General features: G+C 42.6%; 14 protein-coding genes and 1 riboswitch. Of the genes, 9 read left to right on the top strand and 5 right to left on the bottom strand.

Annotated elements, in window-relative coordinates; genetic code table 11:
* Positions 1-113: 113 nt before the first annotated feature.
* Together AC1DV1_RS30020 and AC1DV1_RS30015 are read left to right on the top strand one after the other, a co-directional pair.
* Positions 114-2993 carry a TonB-dependent receptor gene (locus tag AC1DV1_RS30020; RefSeq protein ID WP_477368059.1) on the top strand — a complete coding sequence of 960 codons (2880 nt, stop codon included), beginning with the start codon at positions 114-116 and terminating at the stop codon, positions 2991-2993.
* Positions 2994-3143: 150 nt separating this feature from the next.
* The gene (locus AC1DV1_RS30015) at positions 3144-4070 is read left to right on the top strand and encodes an AraC family transcriptional regulator (RefSeq protein WP_477368056.1); all 927 of its coding nucleotides are present in this window, start codon (positions 3144-3146) and stop codon (positions 4068-4070) included.
* On the opposite strand, the gene AC1DV1_RS30010 is transcribed toward AC1DV1_RS30015, so the two are convergent.
* Positions 4067-4756, bottom strand: a complete 690-nt coding sequence (locus AC1DV1_RS30010) for a class I SAM-dependent methyltransferase (protein ID WP_477368053.1) — start codon at positions 4754-4756, stop codon at positions 4067-4069. The two genes, AC1DV1_RS30015 and AC1DV1_RS30010, sit on opposite strands and share 4 nt — an antisense overlap.
* 61 nt (positions 4757-4817) lie before the next feature.
* On the opposite strand from AC1DV1_RS30010, the gene AC1DV1_RS30005 reads away from it, so the two are divergent.
* Both AC1DV1_RS30005 and AC1DV1_RS30000 read left to right on the top strand, forming a co-directional pair.
* On the top strand, positions 4818-5528 hold the full coding sequence (locus AC1DV1_RS30005) for a DUF92 domain-containing protein (protein WP_477368050.1): 711 nt from the start codon (positions 4818-4820) through the stop codon (positions 5526-5528).
* 16 nt (positions 5529-5544) lie between these two features.
* Positions 5545-6321 (top strand): M90 family metallopeptidase, encoded by a 777-nt coding sequence (locus tag AC1DV1_RS30000; protein ID WP_477368047.1) that lies wholly within the window; start codon positions 5545-5547, stop codon positions 6319-6321.
* Here AC1DV1_RS30000 and AC1DV1_RS29995 read toward each other — a convergent pair.
* Positions 6318-7136, bottom strand: a complete 819-nt coding sequence (locus AC1DV1_RS29995; RefSeq protein WP_477368044.1) for an MBL fold metallo-hydrolase — start codon at positions 7134-7136, stop codon at positions 6318-6320. The two genes, AC1DV1_RS30000 and AC1DV1_RS29995, sit on opposite strands and share 4 nt — an antisense overlap.
* Before the next feature lie 160 nt (positions 7137-7296).
* On the opposite strand from AC1DV1_RS29995, the gene AC1DV1_RS29990 reads away from it, so the two are divergent.
* Both AC1DV1_RS29990 and AC1DV1_RS29985 read left to right on the top strand, forming a co-directional pair.
* Entirely contained in the window at positions 7297-7950 is a 654-nt protein-coding gene (locus tag AC1DV1_RS29990; protein WP_477368041.1) for a YceH family protein, read from the top strand.
* A gap of 16 nt (positions 7951-7966) precedes the next feature.
* Positions 7967-8461, top strand: a complete 495-nt coding sequence (locus AC1DV1_RS29985; protein WP_477368038.1) for a hypothetical protein — start codon at positions 7967-7969, stop codon at positions 8459-8461.
* A gap of 1 nt (position 8462) precedes the next feature.
* Here the strand turns inward: AC1DV1_RS29985 and AC1DV1_RS29980 are convergent, their stop codons facing one another.
* Positions 8463-12770 carry a hybrid sensor histidine kinase/response regulator gene (locus AC1DV1_RS29980; RefSeq protein WP_477368035.1) on the bottom strand — a complete coding sequence of 1436 codons (4308 nt, stop codon included), beginning with the start codon at positions 12768-12770 and terminating at the stop codon, positions 8463-8465.
* A 194-nt stretch (positions 12771-12964) separates the two neighbouring features.
* Here AC1DV1_RS29980 and AC1DV1_RS29975 point away from each other — a divergent pair, with 194 nt between their 5' ends.
* A complete protein-coding gene (locus AC1DV1_RS29975; protein WP_477368032.1) occupies positions 12965-13189 on the top strand; it encodes a VF530 family protein in 225 nt (74 codons plus the stop codon).
* Here AC1DV1_RS29975 and AC1DV1_RS29970 read toward each other — a convergent pair.
* Positions 13186-14478: a DEAD/DEAH box helicase gene (locus tag AC1DV1_RS29970; RefSeq protein WP_477368029.1), complete on the bottom strand. Its 1293-nt coding sequence runs from the start codon at positions 14476-14478 to the stop codon at positions 13186-13188. The two genes, AC1DV1_RS29975 and AC1DV1_RS29970, sit on opposite strands and share 4 nt — an antisense overlap.
* A 103-nt stretch (positions 14479-14581) precedes the next feature.
* Entirely contained in the window at positions 14582-15391 is an 810-nt protein-coding gene (locus AC1DV1_RS29965; protein ID WP_477368026.1) for a tRNA pseudouridine synthase A, read from the bottom strand.
* Between the two features lie 127 nt (positions 15392-15518).
* A riboswitch (cobalamin riboswitch) is annotated at positions 15519-15715 on the top strand.
* Between the two features lie 112 nt (positions 15716-15827).
* Here AC1DV1_RS29965 and AC1DV1_RS29960 point away from each other — a divergent pair.
* The gene (locus AC1DV1_RS29960; protein WP_477368023.1) at positions 15828-17855 is read left to right on the top strand and encodes a TonB-dependent receptor plug domain-containing protein; all 2028 of its coding nucleotides are present in this window, start codon (positions 15828-15830) and stop codon (positions 17853-17855) included.
* Between the two features lie 11 nt (positions 17856-17866).
* Positions 17867-18961 (top strand): YncE family protein, encoded by a 1095-nt coding sequence (locus tag AC1DV1_RS29955; protein ID WP_477368020.1) that lies wholly within the window; start codon positions 17867-17869, stop codon positions 18959-18961.
* The last annotated feature ends 223 nt before the right edge of the window (positions 18962-19184 follow it).

Genomic DNA, 19184 nt, shown 5'->3' with positions numbered 1-19184 from the left:
ATATAAAAGTTGTTCTTTTTTTATGTGTTTTGTAACAAAAATGATATTTAATTAGAATTTATTGCTATTTTGTTGATTAATTAACATGACAATCAACCCAATCAAACAAAAGCATGAATTTAAAACTACATTTTTTCCTTTTCGGAGCATTGCTACTGGCCTGCCTGCCGGTGTTTGCCCAAAAGCTAACGGGAACTGTTACAAGCGCGGGGCAGCCCGTTACTGCGGGCACGGTTAAGGTGGTACCTACAGGCACGGGCACTATTACAGACGCAGATGGCAAGTACAGTTTAACATTAAAAGCGGGCAGTTACCAGGTAAGTTTTTCGGCTATAGGGCTTGAGAAGAAAACAGTCTCAATTCAGCTTGCTGCCGGTGAAACCAAGGTATTGAATATGGATCTTGCACCTTCGGCCGAAGGGTTAAAAGAGGTAGTAGTTGTAGGAAGCCGCGGCGGTGGTCGTACTAAAATGGATTCGCCCGTACCTGTAGACGTACTCCGGATGAACCAGATAGGCGAAACTACAGCCAAGCCCGATTTGATGAGCCAGCTAAACCAGGCTGTGCCTTCATTTAACTACAACAAGCAAAGCGGCGGCGACGGATCTGACGCCATTGACTTCGCCAGTTTGCGGGGCCTGGGTTTCGATCAAACATTGGTACTCATTAATGGCAAACGCCGTCACCTATCCGCCTTTGTAAACCAGGTGGGTACCCGCGGCCGCGGCAATAGCGGCACTGATTTAAATGCCATACCCGAAGCTGCTATTGACCGGGTGGAGATTTTGCGTGATGGTGCTTCGGCGCAATACGGTTCTGATGCCATCGCCGGTGTTGTCAATCTTGTTTTGAAGAAAGATGTAAATAAACTGAATATCAACATCGGTGGCAGTGGTTACTACGATCATAAATACAATACATTGAACAACGTTGACCCGAGCCAATATTATACCGGTTCGCAGATTGACGGTAAAACATTTACTTTAGGGATGGACTACGGGCTGGCTATTGGTAAAAATGGTGGTTTTATCAATTTTGGCGGTAACTTTATGGATCAGGGTAAAACGTTTAGGGCTGTACCCGAAACAAACTGGGATACCAACCCCAATGCCCTGAGTGTTGATGCCTGGCGACGGGCCTTTGGCGATGGATCTGTAAAGTCAGGCGGCGGAATGTATAATATGGAAATCCCGCTTGCCGGCAGTAAAACCACATTTTATTCTTTTGGCGGCTATAATTATAAACACTCCAATGTTTACGCCTGGACACGCAGGTGGAGCAGCGCAAGTAATCACATAAAATTTCCGACTGACGAAAACGGAAAGATGATATTTGTACCTGGCATTATGCGTGTTTTTGACCCTACGCCGGGAGCTTTGGATACTGCCAATGTATATTATAACCCGCAGGAAGATGTTTATATAAAAGATATGTCGGCTGCATTGGGCTTTAAGGGGACTATTGGTGATGGCTGGGACTGGGATTTGAGTAATAATACAGGCTATAATGATTTCCATTATTGGGGTAACCAAACCTTTAATGCTTCATTGCCCTTACCAGAGCAATATACCAAAACCAGGTTTAATGACGGCGGGTTCAACTTTTTACAAAACACAGCCAATTTAGACGTAACCAAACATTTTGAACATGTGGCTCAAGGATTTACGCTGTCATTTGGCGGGGAGTACAGGTATGAGCGCTATAAGCTATACGCTGGTGAGCCAGACTCCTACAGAAATGGCGGAGCTTTGTTAAACGGTGTTCCTAAAGCTTCCGGTTCCGAAGGGTATCCTGGTTACCAGCCAACTGATGCAACCACAGCCAACAGAACAAATGAGGCCGCCTATATTGAAGGTACTTTAGATGTAACCAAAGATTGGTTGGTTGACGGTGCAGCCAGGCTTGAACATTATTCGGATTTTGGAGGGGTAAGCACATTTAAATTAGCATCCCGCTATAAAGTAAGCGACAACTTTAATGTACGGGGATCATTTAGTACCGGCTTTAGGGCACCTTCACTGCAACAAATGAATTTTAGTAATACCAATACTAACATTATTGCAGGTGAACTGGTTTACGCTAAATTGATTCCAAATTATGCCGATGCCGCCCGCCAGGTAGGGATTCCAAAGCTTACCCAGGAAACCTCAACCAATACCAGCTTAGGCTTTACATGGAAACCAACGCATGATTTTAATGTCACAGTTGACGGTTACATCATTAAAATTAAAAACAGGATAGTAATTACAGGTGCTTTTGATACCTCGGTAGCCGCACTAAAAGACTACCTTATAGCTAATAATGTATCAAATGCCAACTTCTTTACCAATGCGGTTAATACAACTAACAGAGGTATTGACATTGTGTTAGATTATCGCAAATCATGGGGTAAAAATAAATTCACAGCTTTATTTGCCGGTAACATTCAAGGGATAACCATCAATAAGGTTAATATTCCGGCCGCGCTGAATGATACCTATGCACACCAGCAAGCATACTTTAGCACACGGGAAGCGGCCTTTTTAAAGGCTTCAGCTCCCGCCGAAAAATTCTCATTAGGGCTTGAATACGGATATGGTAAATTTGCCGCCGGCAGCCATATTACCTATTATGGCAAACTGACCACCCAAGGCTTCGGTTATAGCAGCGTACCAGGCGCCAACCCTGATGGCCCGGGCGGCGCTAATACTTCTGCATCGGGTAATGGTTGGGACCCTTATGTTGATTTGGATAACGGCAAAGGTGTTGTTCCCGAAAACTTTGTTTTCCACGGAAAAGCTACTACCGATATATACGTTTCTTATAAAATATCAAAGCAAATTTCATGGACAGTTGGTGTAGATAACATATTTAACGTACACCCGGATTTAGCTGTTACAGAAGGCGCGCATCAATCATCATGGGGTGATAGTGAATCGGGCGGTCCTTTTGATGCTGTACAAATGGGTTTTAACGGTATGAGGATGTTTACCAAACTGGCATTACACTTTTAACAACAACCTATAGCTTAATAATCCCCCGGCTTAATAATCAGCCGGGGGATTTTTTTGTCTTATTTTAGTAGTGTTTGACAGATATTAGCCGAATAATTTTACAAATAAGCAATTTTATGATAATATTTGCTTGTTAATAGGCAATTGCAGATGAAAGTTTTACAGTTTACCATTCCTGTACCCCATGATAAAAGCGTAATTGCCGATCAGTTTAGCCTGCCTTATTTTTACCCTTACCTGCACCGGCACAAGGAGGCGCAAATTACCTGGATACAAAAGGGGGAGGGTACACTTATAGCCGGCAATAATATGCACCATTTTGCGCCCGGCGATGTTTTTTTAATAGGCGCAAATTTGCCGCACCTGTTTAAAAGCAATCCCGAATATTTTGAAAATGAAACAGAGGATGCGATAAGCGCACTGAGTATTTTTTTTAATCCCGATGGAATATTAACGCCGCTGTTTGAGCTGCCGGAAATGAGGGCCTTTAAGCTATTTATACAACATCATCAGCAAGGATTTAAGGTGCCCTTGCCCGATGTGGAAAAGGCTATTATTAATATGACTGCCTTAAGAGATACCACTGGTGCCGGGCAACTTATCCAGTTTATAAAACTGATGAAAGGCTTAAGCGAGATAAACGAACAGCTGCAGCCGCTATCATCTTATGGTAATTTACCCGGAATTACCGAAAATGAGGGCATTAGGATAGGTAACATTTACAATTACATCATGCAAAACTATACGGAGCCTATAACGCTGGAGGATGTATCTAAAGCCGCCTTTATGACGTCCGAATCGTTTTGCAGGTATTTTAAAAAGCATACAGGTAACACATTCGTCACTTTTTTAAACGAAGTGCGTATCAACGAGGCCTGTAAGATATTAAATGCCAATAAAGTTGAAAGTATCTCGGCGGCGGCTTATCAATGTGGTTTTAAAAGCATTACCAACTTTAACCGGGTATTCCGTTCGGTAACCGGTAAATCGCCAAGGGAGTATATGGATCATTATAACGGAAAAATCGTCAATAGCCCCTATAGTTTTAAAAGTCTCTCCCTTCAGGGGGAGATTTAGAGGAGGCTCAATCTAACCAAGTATTGCTGATATTCATCTTCCAGTAAAACTTCTATATCATAACCGGCTTCGTTGGCAATAGTGGTTAACGTTTTTTCGTCTATATAAAGCCACGGAAACCAACCGGATGTTTGGCGATTGTACTGGTACTGGTAGCTTAGTTCGCCGTAGTATTCTTCGGTATCGGGTAGGTTTCCTTCATACAGGTAATCAATATCAGATGAATCAAAAAGCAACTGTCCACCTTTATTAAGCAGTAGTTTGGTGTGCTGCAGGAAAGTTTTTAAGTTGGATAATGTACCTGTAAGGCCGATACCATTCATAAGCAGCAACAGCGTGTCGTATTTATGATCGTTGTATTCAAAAATATCGGCGGTAACCACTTTTTTAACGCCGCGTGCCTGCATTACATCTACGGCTAAGGCAGAAATTTCCAGGGCAGTTACATCAAAGCCACGTTCTTGTAGCACAAGGGCATGGCTGCCGGCACCTGCGCCAATATCCAATACTTCGCCGCGGCATTCATTTAAGGCAAGCCATTCAATATCGGGCATATCATCCTCATCCCTGAAATAGGTTTCAATAGGCATTTCCTCCTTTGGGCCATACTGGTTGTTAATCCACAATTTGTGGGTTGCTTTTTTATAGTAATGACTATGTATGGCCTGGCCTAAAATATCTTTCATGCTGTGGCAAAAGTAGCAATTGACCGCCTAATTACCGGTACATTAAATACCTTTGGCAATTATGTTTTACAGTAATGCCTTATTGGCTGTCATTATTATTGCTGGTATAAGCTATAGCGTTATCGCCAAAAAGCTAACCGTTGCTGCTGCTTTAACCGGTGGGGTAGTGGCTTACCTGGTTTTTACGGGTGCAGGGTTTACAGGCATAGCCATGATGACCAGCTTTTTTATTTTAGGGTCGGCAGCTACATCCTGGCAACAAAATAAAAAGCAGGCGTTTACCACAGCCGAAGAACATAAAGGTGGCCGAACAACCGGGCAGGTATTGGCCAATGCAGGCGTGCCTGCTGTTATTGGCATCCTGGTGTTATTTTATCCCCGTTATAGTCATTTATTTACGCTGATGATGGCTGCTGGGTTTGCCTCGGCCACAGCCGACACGTTATCGTCTGAACTGGGGACGGTTTATGGCAACAGGTTTTTCAATGTTATCAGCTTGAAACCCGACCAACGGGGATTGGATGGCGTAATAAGCGCAGAAGGTACGCTAATTGGTATTGCAGGAAGCTGTATAATAGCCTTAATTTATGGCATTGGTTTTGGCTGGGGCCTGAACCTGATTTGGATAGTTATAGCCGGCACAGCCGGAAATTTAAGTGATTCGGTATTTGGGGCACTGTTGGAGCGCAAAGGCATTATCGGTAATAATGCTGTTAACTTTTTAAATACTTTTATTGCCGCATTGGTTATGCTGTTGTTTTACTTTATTTAATCCTCATATTTACTGCATGGCTTTTATCATAATTGGCTTTATCGTTTTAGCACTTATTGGCTACTTGGTTTTGAAAAATAACAAATCAAAATCGGCAAATATTGTTGCTCCTACAGATTACAAATCCATTTTATTGCAAAATATATCCTTTTACCAGGAGCTGGACAACGCAGGCAAACTGTTGTTTGAGCAGAAAGTAAATAGCTTTTTAACGGGCATCACCATAGAAGGTGTGGGAACTGTGGTTGATGATACAGACAGGGTGATGATAGCCTCAAGTGCGGTGATCCCCATTTTTGGTTTTAAAGATTGGGAATACCGCAACTTGACCAATGTAATATTATACCCGGATACCTTTGATGGCGAATTTCAGTTTGAAGGCGGGAGCAGGAACATATTAGGTATGGTAGGCAGTGGTTACATGAACGGGCAGATGATATTATCACGTGCGGCGCTCATCAAAGGTTTCTCCAAATCGGCAGGGAAAGAGAATACCGCTATTCATGAATTTGTGCACTTGCTGGATAAAAGCGATGGCGCTACCGACGGCGTGCCCGAAAACCTGCTGGCGCATGAGTATGTGTTGCCCTGGTTAAAGATGATACACCAGGAAATTCATAAAATTGAAGCAGGTAAATCGGACATCAATCCCTATGCAATTACCAACGAAGCTGAATTTTTTGCGGTAGTGGCTGAATATTTCTTTCAAAAGCCAACTGAACTCAAACACAAGCATCCCGAACTCTACGAAATATTAAGCACCATATTTATGCAGGATAGGGCCGGCGATTAATTGAAGCCCAAATCAAGCTGCCCTAAAACTTCCAGCGTTTTACCCTGGTTGCCGTCAATAAGATAAACCGGGGTTTCTTCGTGCCTGGAAGCAACAACAATGTGAACACCATCGGCGCAGGCGGTAAAAAGCTCTTCCACCAGTTTTGGATCGTTGTTGTTTTTGGACAGGTGCGATAGCAGCAAATGCGTCATATGTGCCGGGCGATGTGTCGTAAATAGTGCCAGAGCCTGTTTGTTGCTCAGGTGCCCCTTGCCGCCGCGGATACGTCTTTTAAGGTGATACGGGTAACCACCGGTGTCCAGCATAACCTCATCGTAGTTAGCCTCTAAAAAGGCGGCGTGGCATTGGTTGAAATAGCGGATAAGCCTGTCGCAAACCATGCCCAGGTCGGTAAACACCCCAACTTTAATGTCGCGGCAGCTAACTATAAAACTATGTGGCTCTGATGCGTCATGCTCTTTGGGGAAGGATGTTACTTCCAGCTGGCCAATGGCAACCGTTTCAAACTCGCGCAGGTGATGGATTAGTTTGGCATCCACGGTATTTCCTAAATGGAGCAGGGTGCCTGGGGTGATATATACAGGCAGGTTAAACTTTTTGGCCAGTACCGGGATGCCCCGGATATGGTCGGAATGCTCATGGGATACAAAAATGGCTTTTACCTTGCTCATGGGCAGGCCCAGGCGGGCCATGCGTTTTTCGGTTTCGCGACAAGATATACCTGCATCAACCAAAATAGCCTCCTGATCGTTCCCCACATAATAGCAATTGCCATTACTTCCCGAATTTAGTGATGTAATAAATAAAGACATGTTTTTGAGCCAAAAGCTGAAGGTCGAAAGCTAAAAGCCATCACTTCAAATGTATGATACAAAGTAACGGATTTACTGAATATTTTTGTTTCTGACTTGCCTAGTCTTTTAAATAAACTGAAGTTTTTTTGCACTTATAAAAACCTGCTTATATTTAGCCATGGATTCACCGCAAACTTTACCCGTACTTGATGCTGCCGAACTGCGTGTGCTTGGCTCGCTGATGGAAAAAAGCAAAACCACACCCGATTATTACCCCATGACCCTTAACGGTTTAACAGCTGCCTGTAACCAAAAAACCTCCCGCAAGCCGGTAGTTAATTATGACGAGGCCATTGTGACCGAAGCACTAAACACCCTTAAACGGCGCGGACTAATTTCAACGGCAACCGGCGGATCTATCCGTAATATCAAGTACAAACACAATTTTGCTATTGTTTTCCCGGTGATCCCGGCCGAAGTGGCTTTGATTTGTCTGCTGATATTGCGTGGTCCGCAAACTCCTGGCGAGTTAAACACCAACTCGGGCAGGTTGTATGAATTTGAATCAATAGAAGAAGTTCAGGAAATGTTGGAAAAACTGGCCGATCCGGCCATGCCTTACATAGTACAGTTGCCTAAACGTCCCGGTCAAAAAGAACAGCGTTACGCTCACTTATTAGCCGGCACTCCTGATATTAATGATGACGAGGAAATAGAAGAAGCAGGCGGTCGTTCACCAAGCGGTCTTGAAGCACGTGTAGCCAAACTGGAGCACGAACTTGCCGAAATGAAAGAAGCTTTTGATAAGCTGATGAAGGAGTTGATGGGGTAGGGCACTAAACAAAAACATGAATTGGATTATAAGAAGTTGTATCAGGCTTTCGGGGCATACTTATTTGAATGAGGTTTTGTTGCCCATTTTAGAAGACTTGGAACAGTTTAACTGGTTGATATCGGATTTAGAATATAATACATCAGGTTCGGTTGAAGCTTTTGCGGTGCCGGTAAATCATGATGAAGATTATTTTTTATTGTCCGAAAATGAATTTCAGCGACTGCTCGCTGCCGATTTGCAAATATATTGGGGCGTCATTTTGGGAATACCTGGTTCTTTTGAGCCGGCGATAGATGAAAATAATTTGCCATTTGCTGAAGGTAATCCCCTGATCTGGAAAAATGGAAATATACAACACCCTAATGCAGAGATAGAGATTGTTTGTTACGACAGTGGATATACAATTGTGAAATTCAGGGATCCGTACCTTTCCAGGAAATTTGGAAGTTATTTCACGGAAGCTATAGATTTGGAGCGTTTTAAGAGTAAAACACTTCCGTATTATTGATCTACTTAACCTTCTTACTCACCCAGGCCATCATTTTATGCGCCGCTTTCAACACGGCAATTAGCCCTTCCGATTTCATGGGTTTCGCAATATAATCATCCATACCTTCGGCTATGCACAAGTCACGGTCATCAGGGCCTGCATTGGCGGTCATGGCGATGATAAAGGGCTGTAGCTTGCGGTCGCTTTCGCGGATTGACCGGGTGGCCTCAAAACCGTCCATTTCGGGCATCTGCACATCCATCAATACCACATTAAATTCCTGCTCGTCAAGTTTCTTTAATACTTCAAGCCCGTTTTCGGCCATTGTAAATTCATAACCCAGCTTACTCAACATCCGGCTAATGAGTTTTTGGTTAACCTGGTTATCTTCCGCTACAAGTATATTTAAAGGGAATTCCGCCGCAAAATTACTGTCAAGCAGCTTAACTGCCTTTGGCTCTGCCACAGGTGCACTCCCAGCGCTCCTCAATTCGGCTTGTACACTTTTGCCTAGCTGGTTTTGTTTAACCGGTTTTGTTAAAATAGCTGCAAATAGGCCCGGATATTTTACCTTCGAGCTATCGCCAATGGAACTGAGCATGATAATGGGCAGCTGCGGATATTTTGCTTTGGCAGCCTCGGCAAAGCCAACGCCATCTACCTCCGGCATTTCCATATCGGTAATAATCAGGTTGTAGTCTTTCTCATTGGCCAGCAAATCAAGTCCCTCAGTGGCAGATGACGCTGTGCGTGTAATAAGGCCCCATTGCTCCAGTTGCGTTTTAAGGATAAAACGATTGGTCTTGTTATCATCAACCACCAATACTTTTTTGCCTTCCAGGTCGGCGGTATCAAACACCAGGGGAACATATTTTGATTGTTTTTGGCTTACCGCAACTTTTATAGTAAACACAAATACCGATCCTTCGCCATACACACTCTCAACCCAAATATCGCCGCCCATTAATTTAACCAGGCGCTGGCTAATTACCAGGCCAAGGCCGGTGCCGCCGTATTTGCGCGTTGTTGATGAGTCGGCCTGCCAAAAGGCGTTAAACAAGCTGGATACTTTTTCTTCAGAAATACCTATGCCGGTATCCATGATGCTGAAACCTATTTCAATCTGTCCATCGGGATGTGTTTTCGACGAAAATACCTTGATAAATACCTCGCCCTTTTGCGTGAATTTGAGCGCATTGCCGGTTAAATTGGTGATAACCTGTTTAAGGCGCAAACTATCACCAATAACCTGCTGGGGCAGGGCAGGGTCTATCTGGTACACCAATTCCAGGCCTTGTTGTGACGCTATAGGCGAGAAAATGTCCATCACTTCCTCAATGCAATGGCGAAGGTCAAAATCCTCCTGCTCCATGTTCATTTTACCCGATTCTATCTTCGAGAAATCGAGGATATCATTAATTACATTTACCAAACTATCACCACATGAAATGATGGTATCGGTATATTCCCGCTGTTCGGTGTTCAACTCGGTTTCGCCTAAAAGAGAAGCCATGCCTATAACACCATTCATCGGCGTACGAATTTCGTGGCTCATGGTGGCCAGGAAAATACTTTTGGCCTGGTTGGCTTTGTCGGCCTCTTCGCGGGCCTCTTTTTCATGCGCCATATGCAATTCAAGCTCTTCCGACTGGGATAGCAATTCCTCGTTTAAGGCATGCAATTCTTCTGATTGGGATTGCAATTCTTCGTTTAACACCTGCAAATCTTCCGACTGCTTTTTTAATTTCTGCGATTGCTGTAAAACTTCGGCCGTACGCTCAGATACCTGCTCTTCCAGCAAACGTTTTTGTCTTTCGATGTTATTTACCTTGGCTTTATATAAACTGTAAATTATGGCAAATACAAACAAGGTAGTAAGTGATAAAAACCACCAGGTTAGCCAAAATGGGGGTAAAACAATAATTTCTAAAGTAAGTTCGTGACGCGACCATTTACCATCGCTGTTACGGCTTTTCACTTTAAACGTGTAAGTGCCCGCCGATAGGTTGGTATAGGTAGCCGTATTTTTGTTACCTACATAGTTCCATATTTTATCAAAGCCCACCAATTGGTAAGCATATTGTTTTTTGCTCGCCAGCCCAAAATCAAGCGATACAAACTCAAATGAAATTACCGACTGCTCATGGGTTAGCGTAATTGATTTGGCCTCCGAAATATCTTCTTTTAACGGTGAAGGATCGTTATCGTTTTGAGCTACCAGTACCGTTTTATTAAAAATCTGGAAATCGGTTAATATCAGCGGCGGGTCATATGAAGTTTCACTTATTTTTTCAGGATCAAACATGTTGAAACCGTTGATTCCTCCAAAATAAATGGTGCCGTCTTTACTAATCGCTGCCGAATGGGGTTTAAACTCGTCGGATTGTAAACCGTCCTCTACTGTGAAATTCCTGAATTGCTTTGTACGGGGATTAAACCTTGAAATACCATTATTGGTGCTTATCCATAAGTTATTGTTCCTGTCTTCCCTTATGGCATAGGTGTAATCGTTTGGCAGGCCGTCTTTTGCTTTGTAATTGCTAAACTGCCTGGTATGTGTATCAAAGTGCGTTAATCCATTATAAGTACAAATCCAGATGTTGCCCAGGTGATCTTCAAATAAATCGAGCGCGGCGTTATTTCCCGTGCTGTTTTTTATCACATCGTATTTGTATATTTTAAATGAGTTGGTTTCCGGGTCAAACAAATCAAGGCTGCCATCGTTGGTRCCAACCCAAAGGTTTCCTTTCGAATCGGCTAAAAGGGAGTTAATATTATCACTGCCTACGCTTGTTGGGTCAGCCGGATCATGCCGGTAATGGATAAAGCCATTTGTTTTTGGGTTAAATAAATCCAAACCCTGGCCCAGTGTGCCACACCAAATTTTATTATCGGGAGTAACGGCAACAGCATAAACATTATTGCCGCTTAAACTGGTAGAGTCGTTGGGTTTATTGCGATACGATTTGAATTTGTGGGTTTGTAAATCCATTACGCTCATGCCATCCCCCCAGGTGCCTATCCACAAATTATTTTTGTAATCTTCTTTTAACGCTAAAACGTAGTTGCCGCCTATACTTGTTTTGTCGGCATCATTATAACGATATGCTTTAAATGTGCCTTTTTTAGGATCGAACTGGTTGAGCCCGCCACCGTCCGTGCCTATCCAGATGTTTGCTTTTTTGTCCTCCAGGATACTTAAAACAAAATTATTGGATATGCTATTGGCCAGCGAGTTATGGTTGTAATGTTTAAAGTTATCGGTTACCTTTTTATATAAACTGATACCCGAGGCAAAACCGCTCACCCACATGTTACCGGTGTTATCTTTTAGTATCACATCAACTGAATTGCTGGCGATACTCGTATTATCTACTTCATCCTGCAAATGGTTGCTGAATGTGCCCTTTTCATAATTAAAAATGCTAAGGCCGCCGTTTTCGGTGCCAATCCATAAATTATGGTTACCATCCTCGGCAATACATTGGATGCTATTATAGGCTAATGAATTGCTGTTATTGGGGTCGTTTTTGAAATGGCGAAAAGTTACCGTAGTCGGGTCGTAGAGATTTAAACCGCCAGAACCGCAGCCTACCCATAGGCGATGGTTGCTGTCCTCGAAAATACTGGTTATCCTATCTGCCGATATGGTACCGCCATCACGCTCGTCGTGTTTAAAATTGGTAAAGCTTCTGGTTTTTGGGTTAAAAAGATTGATGCCTCCATAGGCGGTTCCAATCCAAACATCGCCTTTACTGTCAACATAAGTAACCCTGGCGTTATCATCGCTTAAACTGGTTGAATCGCGCTTGTTGTTGCGGTAGTGGATAAATTTATGCTGATTAATAATATATTGGTCAACGCCATCTTTCAAGGTAGCTATCCATAAATTACCGTTATTATCCAAAGCAATATTTACGGTAAAGTTGCTGGCCAGTGTGTTTGGAATTTTATCGTTGTGCAGAAAACGCGTAAAACGATTCTTATTCGGGTCGAATTTATTAAGGCCTCCACTTGTGGCTACCCATAAACTGCCGTCCTTATCTTCGGCAATGTGGTTTATGTAGTTGTTGCTAATGCTGGTTTTATCGTTAACATCATTCCTGAAAACTTTAAATTTATTGCCGTCGTAACGGTTTAGGCCGTCGCGGGTGCCAACCCAGATAAAGCCTTGCTTATCCTGGATCATGGCGTTGATGTTAAGCTCAGAAAGATTTTCTTTACTGCCTATGTGCTGAAAGTGCATAGGATGCTCCTGGGCCGAAACCCAAAATGAACATGCTATAAAAATGAATAACAGGTAATACTTTAAGCCCCTTATTGACATCAGAAAAACATAAGATTTTGGCGTACGCACAGATTTCTAATTTAAAACTTATTACGGGATTGTTTATAATTATTTGATGAATAGTTAAACGGGGTTAAGACTAAATTAGTTATGCCAATATTAACAACCGGTTACCGGTAGTACATAGCATTTTATCTAAAACAAGCTGAACCATATTTTTTAACTTTGCCCATATGGACGAAAAAAACAAAGACCCGCTGCACGGTAAAACTTTAGAAATGATTTTGAACGAACTGGTTGCCCGTTTTGGCTGGCCCGAGTTAGGCTACCAGATAAGAATTAATTGTTTTTTGGATAATCCCAGCATATCATCCAGCCTGAAGTTTTTGCGCAAAACGCCGTGGGCACGTAAAAAGGTAGAGGATATGTACATCTACTACTTTGCCAAAAAAAATTAGTGCTTGCGCTTATTGTTCATTTTAGCCTTTTGGCCCGAACTAAAGTTATAAGTTTTTGAATTGGCAGCCTTTTTTTCATGGAAAGCCGCGCCAACTATAGGCGCATCGGGGTTTGGTTTGGGTTCTTTTTTTGCTTTTACCTCTTTTTCAATAATAAGCTCTTCGGGTAACTCGGCAAGGGCTATTTTTTTGCCGGTGGCCTGCTCAATCTTTTTAACCTGGCTAAGCTCCAGGTCGGTAGCAAAAGTGAGGGCCATTGTCTCGTTCCCGCTTTCGGGGTAATGATTTGTCACACGATCAATAAATAGTTCTTTTTCTGCCGGCACATCAAAATGAATGATGAAAGGAATATCGGCCAGGCTAAAAGTTTCTTCCTGCTCATTAGCTACCAACAGTACCCTGGCACCTTCATCAGCCTTAAAATCATTTATCGATTTAAAACCCGGGCTATCAAAAAACTGGGGGTTTAAATACGCCACCGCTGTACGTAAACGGGTTTGCAGGCTTTTATAAACTTTATCGGCAGTTGCACGTGTATTTACAAAAACTACGGTTTTGGTAAATAGCTCTTCATCGTACATAAACAAATTGAGCAGGTTTAATTTAGTACCGAAGTTGGGTACGTTATATAAAAATTGCGGATGTGTTTCTAAGGGTTGTTCTGCCAATGCTTCTACTTCTACAATAGCAGGCTCTTTCATGAACGGATCAAGCATTTTTTGCAGTTTGCTGTGCATTACTTCGGTAAATACCAGTTTCTGACTTTTGCCAATGCTATTTGCCAATTCTACAACAGGTAGCTGCAAGCCTCTTTTTATCATTTCATCGGCATCATCAACCACAAACATATCAACCTTGTTAAGGTTAAGGGCAAGTTTCAGGTAAATAGCACGCGCCCTGTCAGGAGTAGCAACTACAATATCGGCGCCATCGGCTAATGCGTCCATCTGGGCTTCAATACCCGGAGCCACGTATAAACCAACAATTTTTATCGATTTATTTTTGTTCAGGCGGTCGAATTGCTCAATTACTCCAAATACATCCTCTTTATCGGGCACAAGGATTAATACACGCGGGACGCCTTCGGGGGCATAATTAAAGCGGTTTAAAACACCCAGTACATAGGTGGTAGTTTTGCCACTGCCTTCGTAACCAATGGCGATGATATCCTGGCCGCCTACAATTCTCGAAAGCGTTTTTAATTGCAGTTCTTTAGGGTTTATAAAACCAGCTTCATTTACCGACCGAACCAGCTGTTTTTTCAGCTTCAATTTTTCAAACCACACCATCTGAGAACTTTATTAAGTATTTAAGAGGGCGAATTTACCTAAATTTCCTTGAAAAGAGTCAAGAATCAAGAATCAAGAGGCAAGACAGGGAATACTTTAGGTATTATATTGACTGCCAAACAGTGTTTTCGTCCTTTTGGAGCAGGCCGGTAAACGTTGGTTTGGCGGGAATGTCAAGGTAGGGATAGGTTACTTTTGACAGGTACAATCCCTGGGGATAAGCAGGGATAATAATTCTGGGCGTTTGTTTACTGATGAGATGACTTTCAAATTCATCAACACTCATTTCTCCACGGCCAATTTCCAACAGGCGGCCAATAATGATCCTGATCATTTTGCTCAAGAACCGGTTAGCCGATATGTTGAACCGGAGCCTGTCGCCGTTGCTGCTAACAAAAAGGCTTGCCAAGCTCACGTTACAAATGGTATGGTCAATCCTGTCGGGCATTTTACAAAAGGCGCGGTAATCGTTATAAAGCGGTAGCAGCGCCGCCGCCTTTTTCATTTCATCAATGTTAAGATTGGTTTCGGGGTATAACGCGCTAAAAGCACTTAAAAAAGGATCTTTATAAGTATGAATAAAATAATAATAGGAGCGTTGCACGGCATCAAACCGGGCGTGGGGCAGGCCCTGCATCGGGATGATATCAAATACCGCGATATCATCCGGCAGCATTTTATTGAGGCGGAAAAGGAGGTCGAAATCCCATTCTTGCTCTACATCTATATGAAAAAAAAATTGGCTGGCATGCACCTGCGCATCGGTACGGCCGCAGCCGTTAACAGTTGTAGGCGTTTTTAAAATTTGGCTTAAAGCGGTTTCAAAAACAGCTTGTACACTTGCAACGCCGGCATGTTTTTGCCAGCCGCTGTACTGTGTGCCGTGATAACCAATATGAAAAAAATAGCGCATGATCTTGGATCCAAAAATCCGCAAAAATTATGATAATGCCATACAAAAACAAGTGGGATGGCTAAACGGATGGCTTTACACCAGCATTGGGCATTTTAAACAACTTGCGTATCTGCCGTACATAAACTACCTTTGCGGCGCTTTAGGTTTCTTTATAGTATATCATAAAGGATTAAAAGGGAATACGGTGTGAATCCGGAACTGTCCCGCAGCTGTAAGCTCCATAACCATAGTTCATTCTATTAAAGTCACTTGCGCTTAGGCAAAGGGAAGACAGAACGAAAGGGGAGTAAGTCAGAAGACCTGCCAGAGCGATAATGCAATTCATAGCTTTCGGGGATTGAAGCTTGGATGTGAATGCTCTTGTTTATTGGCGTATTTTCATTTCAAACAATTCTGTTTCCGTGTGTGCTGTGAGCGCTTTGCGTACAACAACATGAAAAAAAACTTACTTTGTTTTCATAAGCATTTACCCGCACCGGTTTTAGCGGCAGCGTTTTTTTTGCTGCAGGTTGTTGTTTACAATAGCGTATCTGCTCAAACAGACACCGCAAAAAAAATCAAAGAGGTTACCGTTTCTTCGTCTGCCATCCCCAAAATTCAAACCATTACACCAACACAGCAGGTCTTGGCCGGCGATTTTGAACGTTACAGCGCATTTAATGTTGCCGATGCTATCCGTAATTTTGCCGGTGTTATACTGAAGGATTACGGTGGGGTTGGAGGCTTAAAAACAGTTTCGGTACGCGGCCTGAGTGCCAACCATACCGCTGTTTTATATGATGGCGTACAAATTAACGATGCCGAAAACGGCCAGGTCGACCTCAGTAAGCTAAACCTGAACAACGTACAGGAAATTTCACTTTACATTGGCCAGCCCCCTGGTATTTGTATGCCGGCGCGGTCGTTTGCATCATCAAGTGTACTGGCTATAAAAACGGTAAAACCCAGTCTTAGTATTGGTAAACCTTACCAGGTAACAGCGGGTGTTAAGGCAGGTTCTTTTGGCTTAGTAAACCCATATCTCCAATGGCAACAACGTGTTAATAATAACTGGTCGTTTATAGTAAACAGTTACACAGAGCATGCTAACGGCCGGTATAACTATAAAACCAGCGTCGTTGGGGCCGACTCTGTACATACGCGCAGCAATGATGATATCGGCGCCCAACAGGTAGATGGCGCTTTATACTGGGCCAAAACCGATAGTAACAAATTTAATTTACACGTAAACTATTATCATGCTGAACGGGGCATTCCCGGCGCTGTGGTGCTTTATAATCCCACCATATCGGCAACGCGGCTTTGGAACCGGGACTTTTTTTTCCAGAGTGGCTATGAACGTCAGTGGCACAATTCTTTACATCTTTTAGTGAACGCTAAGGTTTCAAAAAACTATCTCCGTTACCTCGATCCTGATTATTTTAACAACGAAGGACGTTTAGACCAGCGCTTTACGCAACATGAATATTATGGTTCGGCAGCTTTGGCTTACCATCTAACAACTGCATGGGAAGTATCCTACGCTGCCGATTTGTCGGTCAATAATCTTGATGCAAACCTTGCCAATTTTAGTTATCCAACAAGGCTGACATTATTAAATGTATTGGCCAGTAACCTGCGCATCGGTAAATTCCAGTTGCAGGGAAGTTTGCTGAATACCCATATTACCGAAACTGTAAAAAACGGTGCCGCGGCCCCGCCTAAGAATGTTTATTCGCCCACGGTTGAGGCTACCTTTCAGCCCTTGAAAACCTCAAATATTCAGATACGGGCCTTTTACAAATATATTTTTCGCAACCCTACGTTTGATGAACTTTATTACAGCGCCATCGGCAATCCTATGTTAAAACCGGAGTATACTAAACAATTTGATTTGGGCGCCACGTATGGCAAGGCATTAAGCGGCTTTTTTAATTACATCACTTTAACAGCCGATGCCTATTATAATCATGTGGATAATAAGATTGTATTTATCCCGAAGGACGCCTTTAACCGGTCGATCCAGAATTTTGGCAAGGTTGATATTAAGGGATTGGATGTAGGCTTAAAAACGCAGGCTAAACCTGCCGAAGGCTGGAAGGCATCATTGGCTGTAAATTATTCGTACCAGCAGGCACTAAATGTAACCGACCCTACATCTTCTGTATATCTTAACCAGTTGCCTTATACGCCTAAAAACACAGTTTCGCTTAATGCAGGTGTTGATCGCGGCCATTTAGGGGTTTATTATAACCAGGTAATTTCATCGTCACGATATTACACCAACGACAATCTTGCGTCTGATTATTTAGCCGGGTACGCCATCAGCGATGCATCTGTTGTTTATCACTTTTTATTAAAAAAGAAAGCTGTTGTTGCATCAGCAGAGGTTAATAATCTTTTTGCAAAAAGCTACGCTGTTGTGCAAAGCTATCCGATGCCCGGCCGGTCTGTCAGGTTTTCCATTCAAATAACTATCTAACAATCAATATTATGAAAAAAAACAAACTCAATTATTTATTTATTGCTTCAACGATGATAGCTCTGCTTTCATCATGCCATAAAGACAAAATCGTTCCAACAACCGATACCCCAACGGCCGAAAGGGCTGGTTTATACATTATTAACCAGGGTGGCTTTGGTAGTAATAACAGCAGCCTGACTTTTTACAACTATACAACTAAATTACTTACTGCCGATTTTTATAGCAGCGTAAACGGCAGCCCGCTGGGCGATACAGGTAATGACGCCCAAATATATGGCTCAAAAATGTACATCGTTGTTAATGTATCAAGCGTAGTTGATGTTGTGAACGCTAAAACCGGCAAACTGATTAAACAGGACAGTATTGTAAATACCACATTAAAAAATAAAGCGCGTGCCCGCCAGCCAAGAAGCATAGCCTTTTACAAGAGCAATGCCTTTATTACCTCCTATGATGGCACAGTAGCAGTAATGGATACGGCTTCATTAACCATTATCAAGTACATTACCGTTGGCCGCAATCCCGAGCAATTAGTGGTATCTAACGGGAAATTGTATGTGGCTAACTCTGGCGGCTTATCATCAACCGGCGTTTTCGATAATACAGTTTCTGTAATTGACCTGGGTACTTTAACCGAGACAAAAAAGATAACAGTAACCGCAAATCCCGTAAGCATGGCTACCGATGCTTACAATAATGTTTACGTGGTATCATTAGGCGATTATGATAAAATTGCCGGCGGTTTAACTATTATTGACAGTAAAACTGATGTGGTAAAAACGGCCCCGGTAATTTCGGTAGGCTACATCATTCCAATCACAGTATCGGGCGATTTTGTTTACTATTTAACAGCCGATAATAAGATTGCAGTTTACAATGCCAAAACACAAACTGCGGTACAAGCCAACTTTATTACCGATGGCACCGTAATAACTACACCGTACACGATAGCGGCCGACCCAACAACAGGCGAAGTATTTGTTACCGATGCCAAAGATTATGCATCAAACGGAACTTTGTTTGCTTTTGACAAAACAGGAAAAAAAGAATATTCTATAACCACAGGCATCAATCCGGGTAAAGTAATTCTTGTTAACAAGTAAGGGGAGAGAGTCAAGAGTCAAGAGTCACTGTTGTCCGATAAACATAAAAAAGGAGAAAAAAAGGTCATTTGTGTTTAATTGAGGGATATTTAACGGCGACAATTAAAACAAAGCCCCCTTTTTAGGTTTTAAAAAGTGTTAGTTGGTAGCTTTTTACTTCGCTGTTATATCCTATAATTGCTTTTTCAGGATTTACGAGGAAGTTGATCAGATCGATATAAGT

Source organism: Mucilaginibacter sp. P4_D1 (assembly GCF_056401935.1).
The sequence above is the reverse complement of the archived record's forward strand: the minus strand, read 5'-3'. Positions and strand labels throughout refer to the sequence as shown.

Coding starts and splice junctions, on each gene's coding strand:
- AC1DV1_RS29985 (WP_477368038.1), top strand. CDS start 7,967: ATGAATTGGATTATAAGAAGTTGTATCAGGCTTTCGGGGCATACTTAT.
- AC1DV1_RS29960 (WP_477368023.1), top strand. CDS start 15,828: ATGAAAAAAAACTTACTTTGTTTTCATAAGCATTTACCCGCACCGGTT.
- AC1DV1_RS30010 (WP_477368053.1), bottom strand. CDS start 4,756: ATGAAAGATATTTTAGGCCAGGCCATACATAGTCATTACTATAAAAAA.
- AC1DV1_RS30005 (WP_477368050.1), top strand. CDS start 4,818: ATGTTTTACAGTAATGCCTTATTGGCTGTCATTATTATTGCTGGTATA.
- AC1DV1_RS29995 (WP_477368044.1), bottom strand. CDS start 7,136: ATGTCTTTATTTATTACATCACTAAATTCGGGAAGTAATGGCAATTGC.
- AC1DV1_RS29965 (WP_477368026.1), bottom strand. CDS start 15,391: ATGCGCTATTTTTTTCATATTGGTTATCACGGCACACAGTACAGCGGC.
- AC1DV1_RS30000 (WP_477368047.1), top strand. CDS start 5,545: ATGGCTTTTATCATAATTGGCTTTATCGTTTTAGCACTTATTGGCTAC.
- AC1DV1_RS29970 (WP_477368029.1), bottom strand. CDS start 14,478: ATGGTGTGGTTTGAAAAATTGAAGCTGAAAAAACAGCTGGTTCGGTCG.
- AC1DV1_RS29990 (WP_477368041.1), top strand. CDS start 7,297: ATGGATTCACCGCAAACTTTACCCGTACTTGATGCTGCCGAACTGCGT.
- AC1DV1_RS30020 (WP_477368059.1), top strand. CDS start 114: ATGAATTTAAAACTACATTTTTTCCTTTTCGGAGCATTGCTACTGGCC.
- AC1DV1_RS29955 (WP_477368020.1), top strand. CDS start 17,867: ATGAAAAAAAACAAACTCAATTATTTATTTATTGCTTCAACGATGATA.
- AC1DV1_RS30015 (WP_477368056.1), top strand. CDS start 3,144: ATGAAAGTTTTACAGTTTACCATTCCTGTACCCCATGATAAAAGCGTA.
- AC1DV1_RS29975 (WP_477368032.1), top strand. CDS start 12,965: ATGGACGAAAAAAACAAAGACCCGCTGCACGGTAAAACTTTAGAAATG.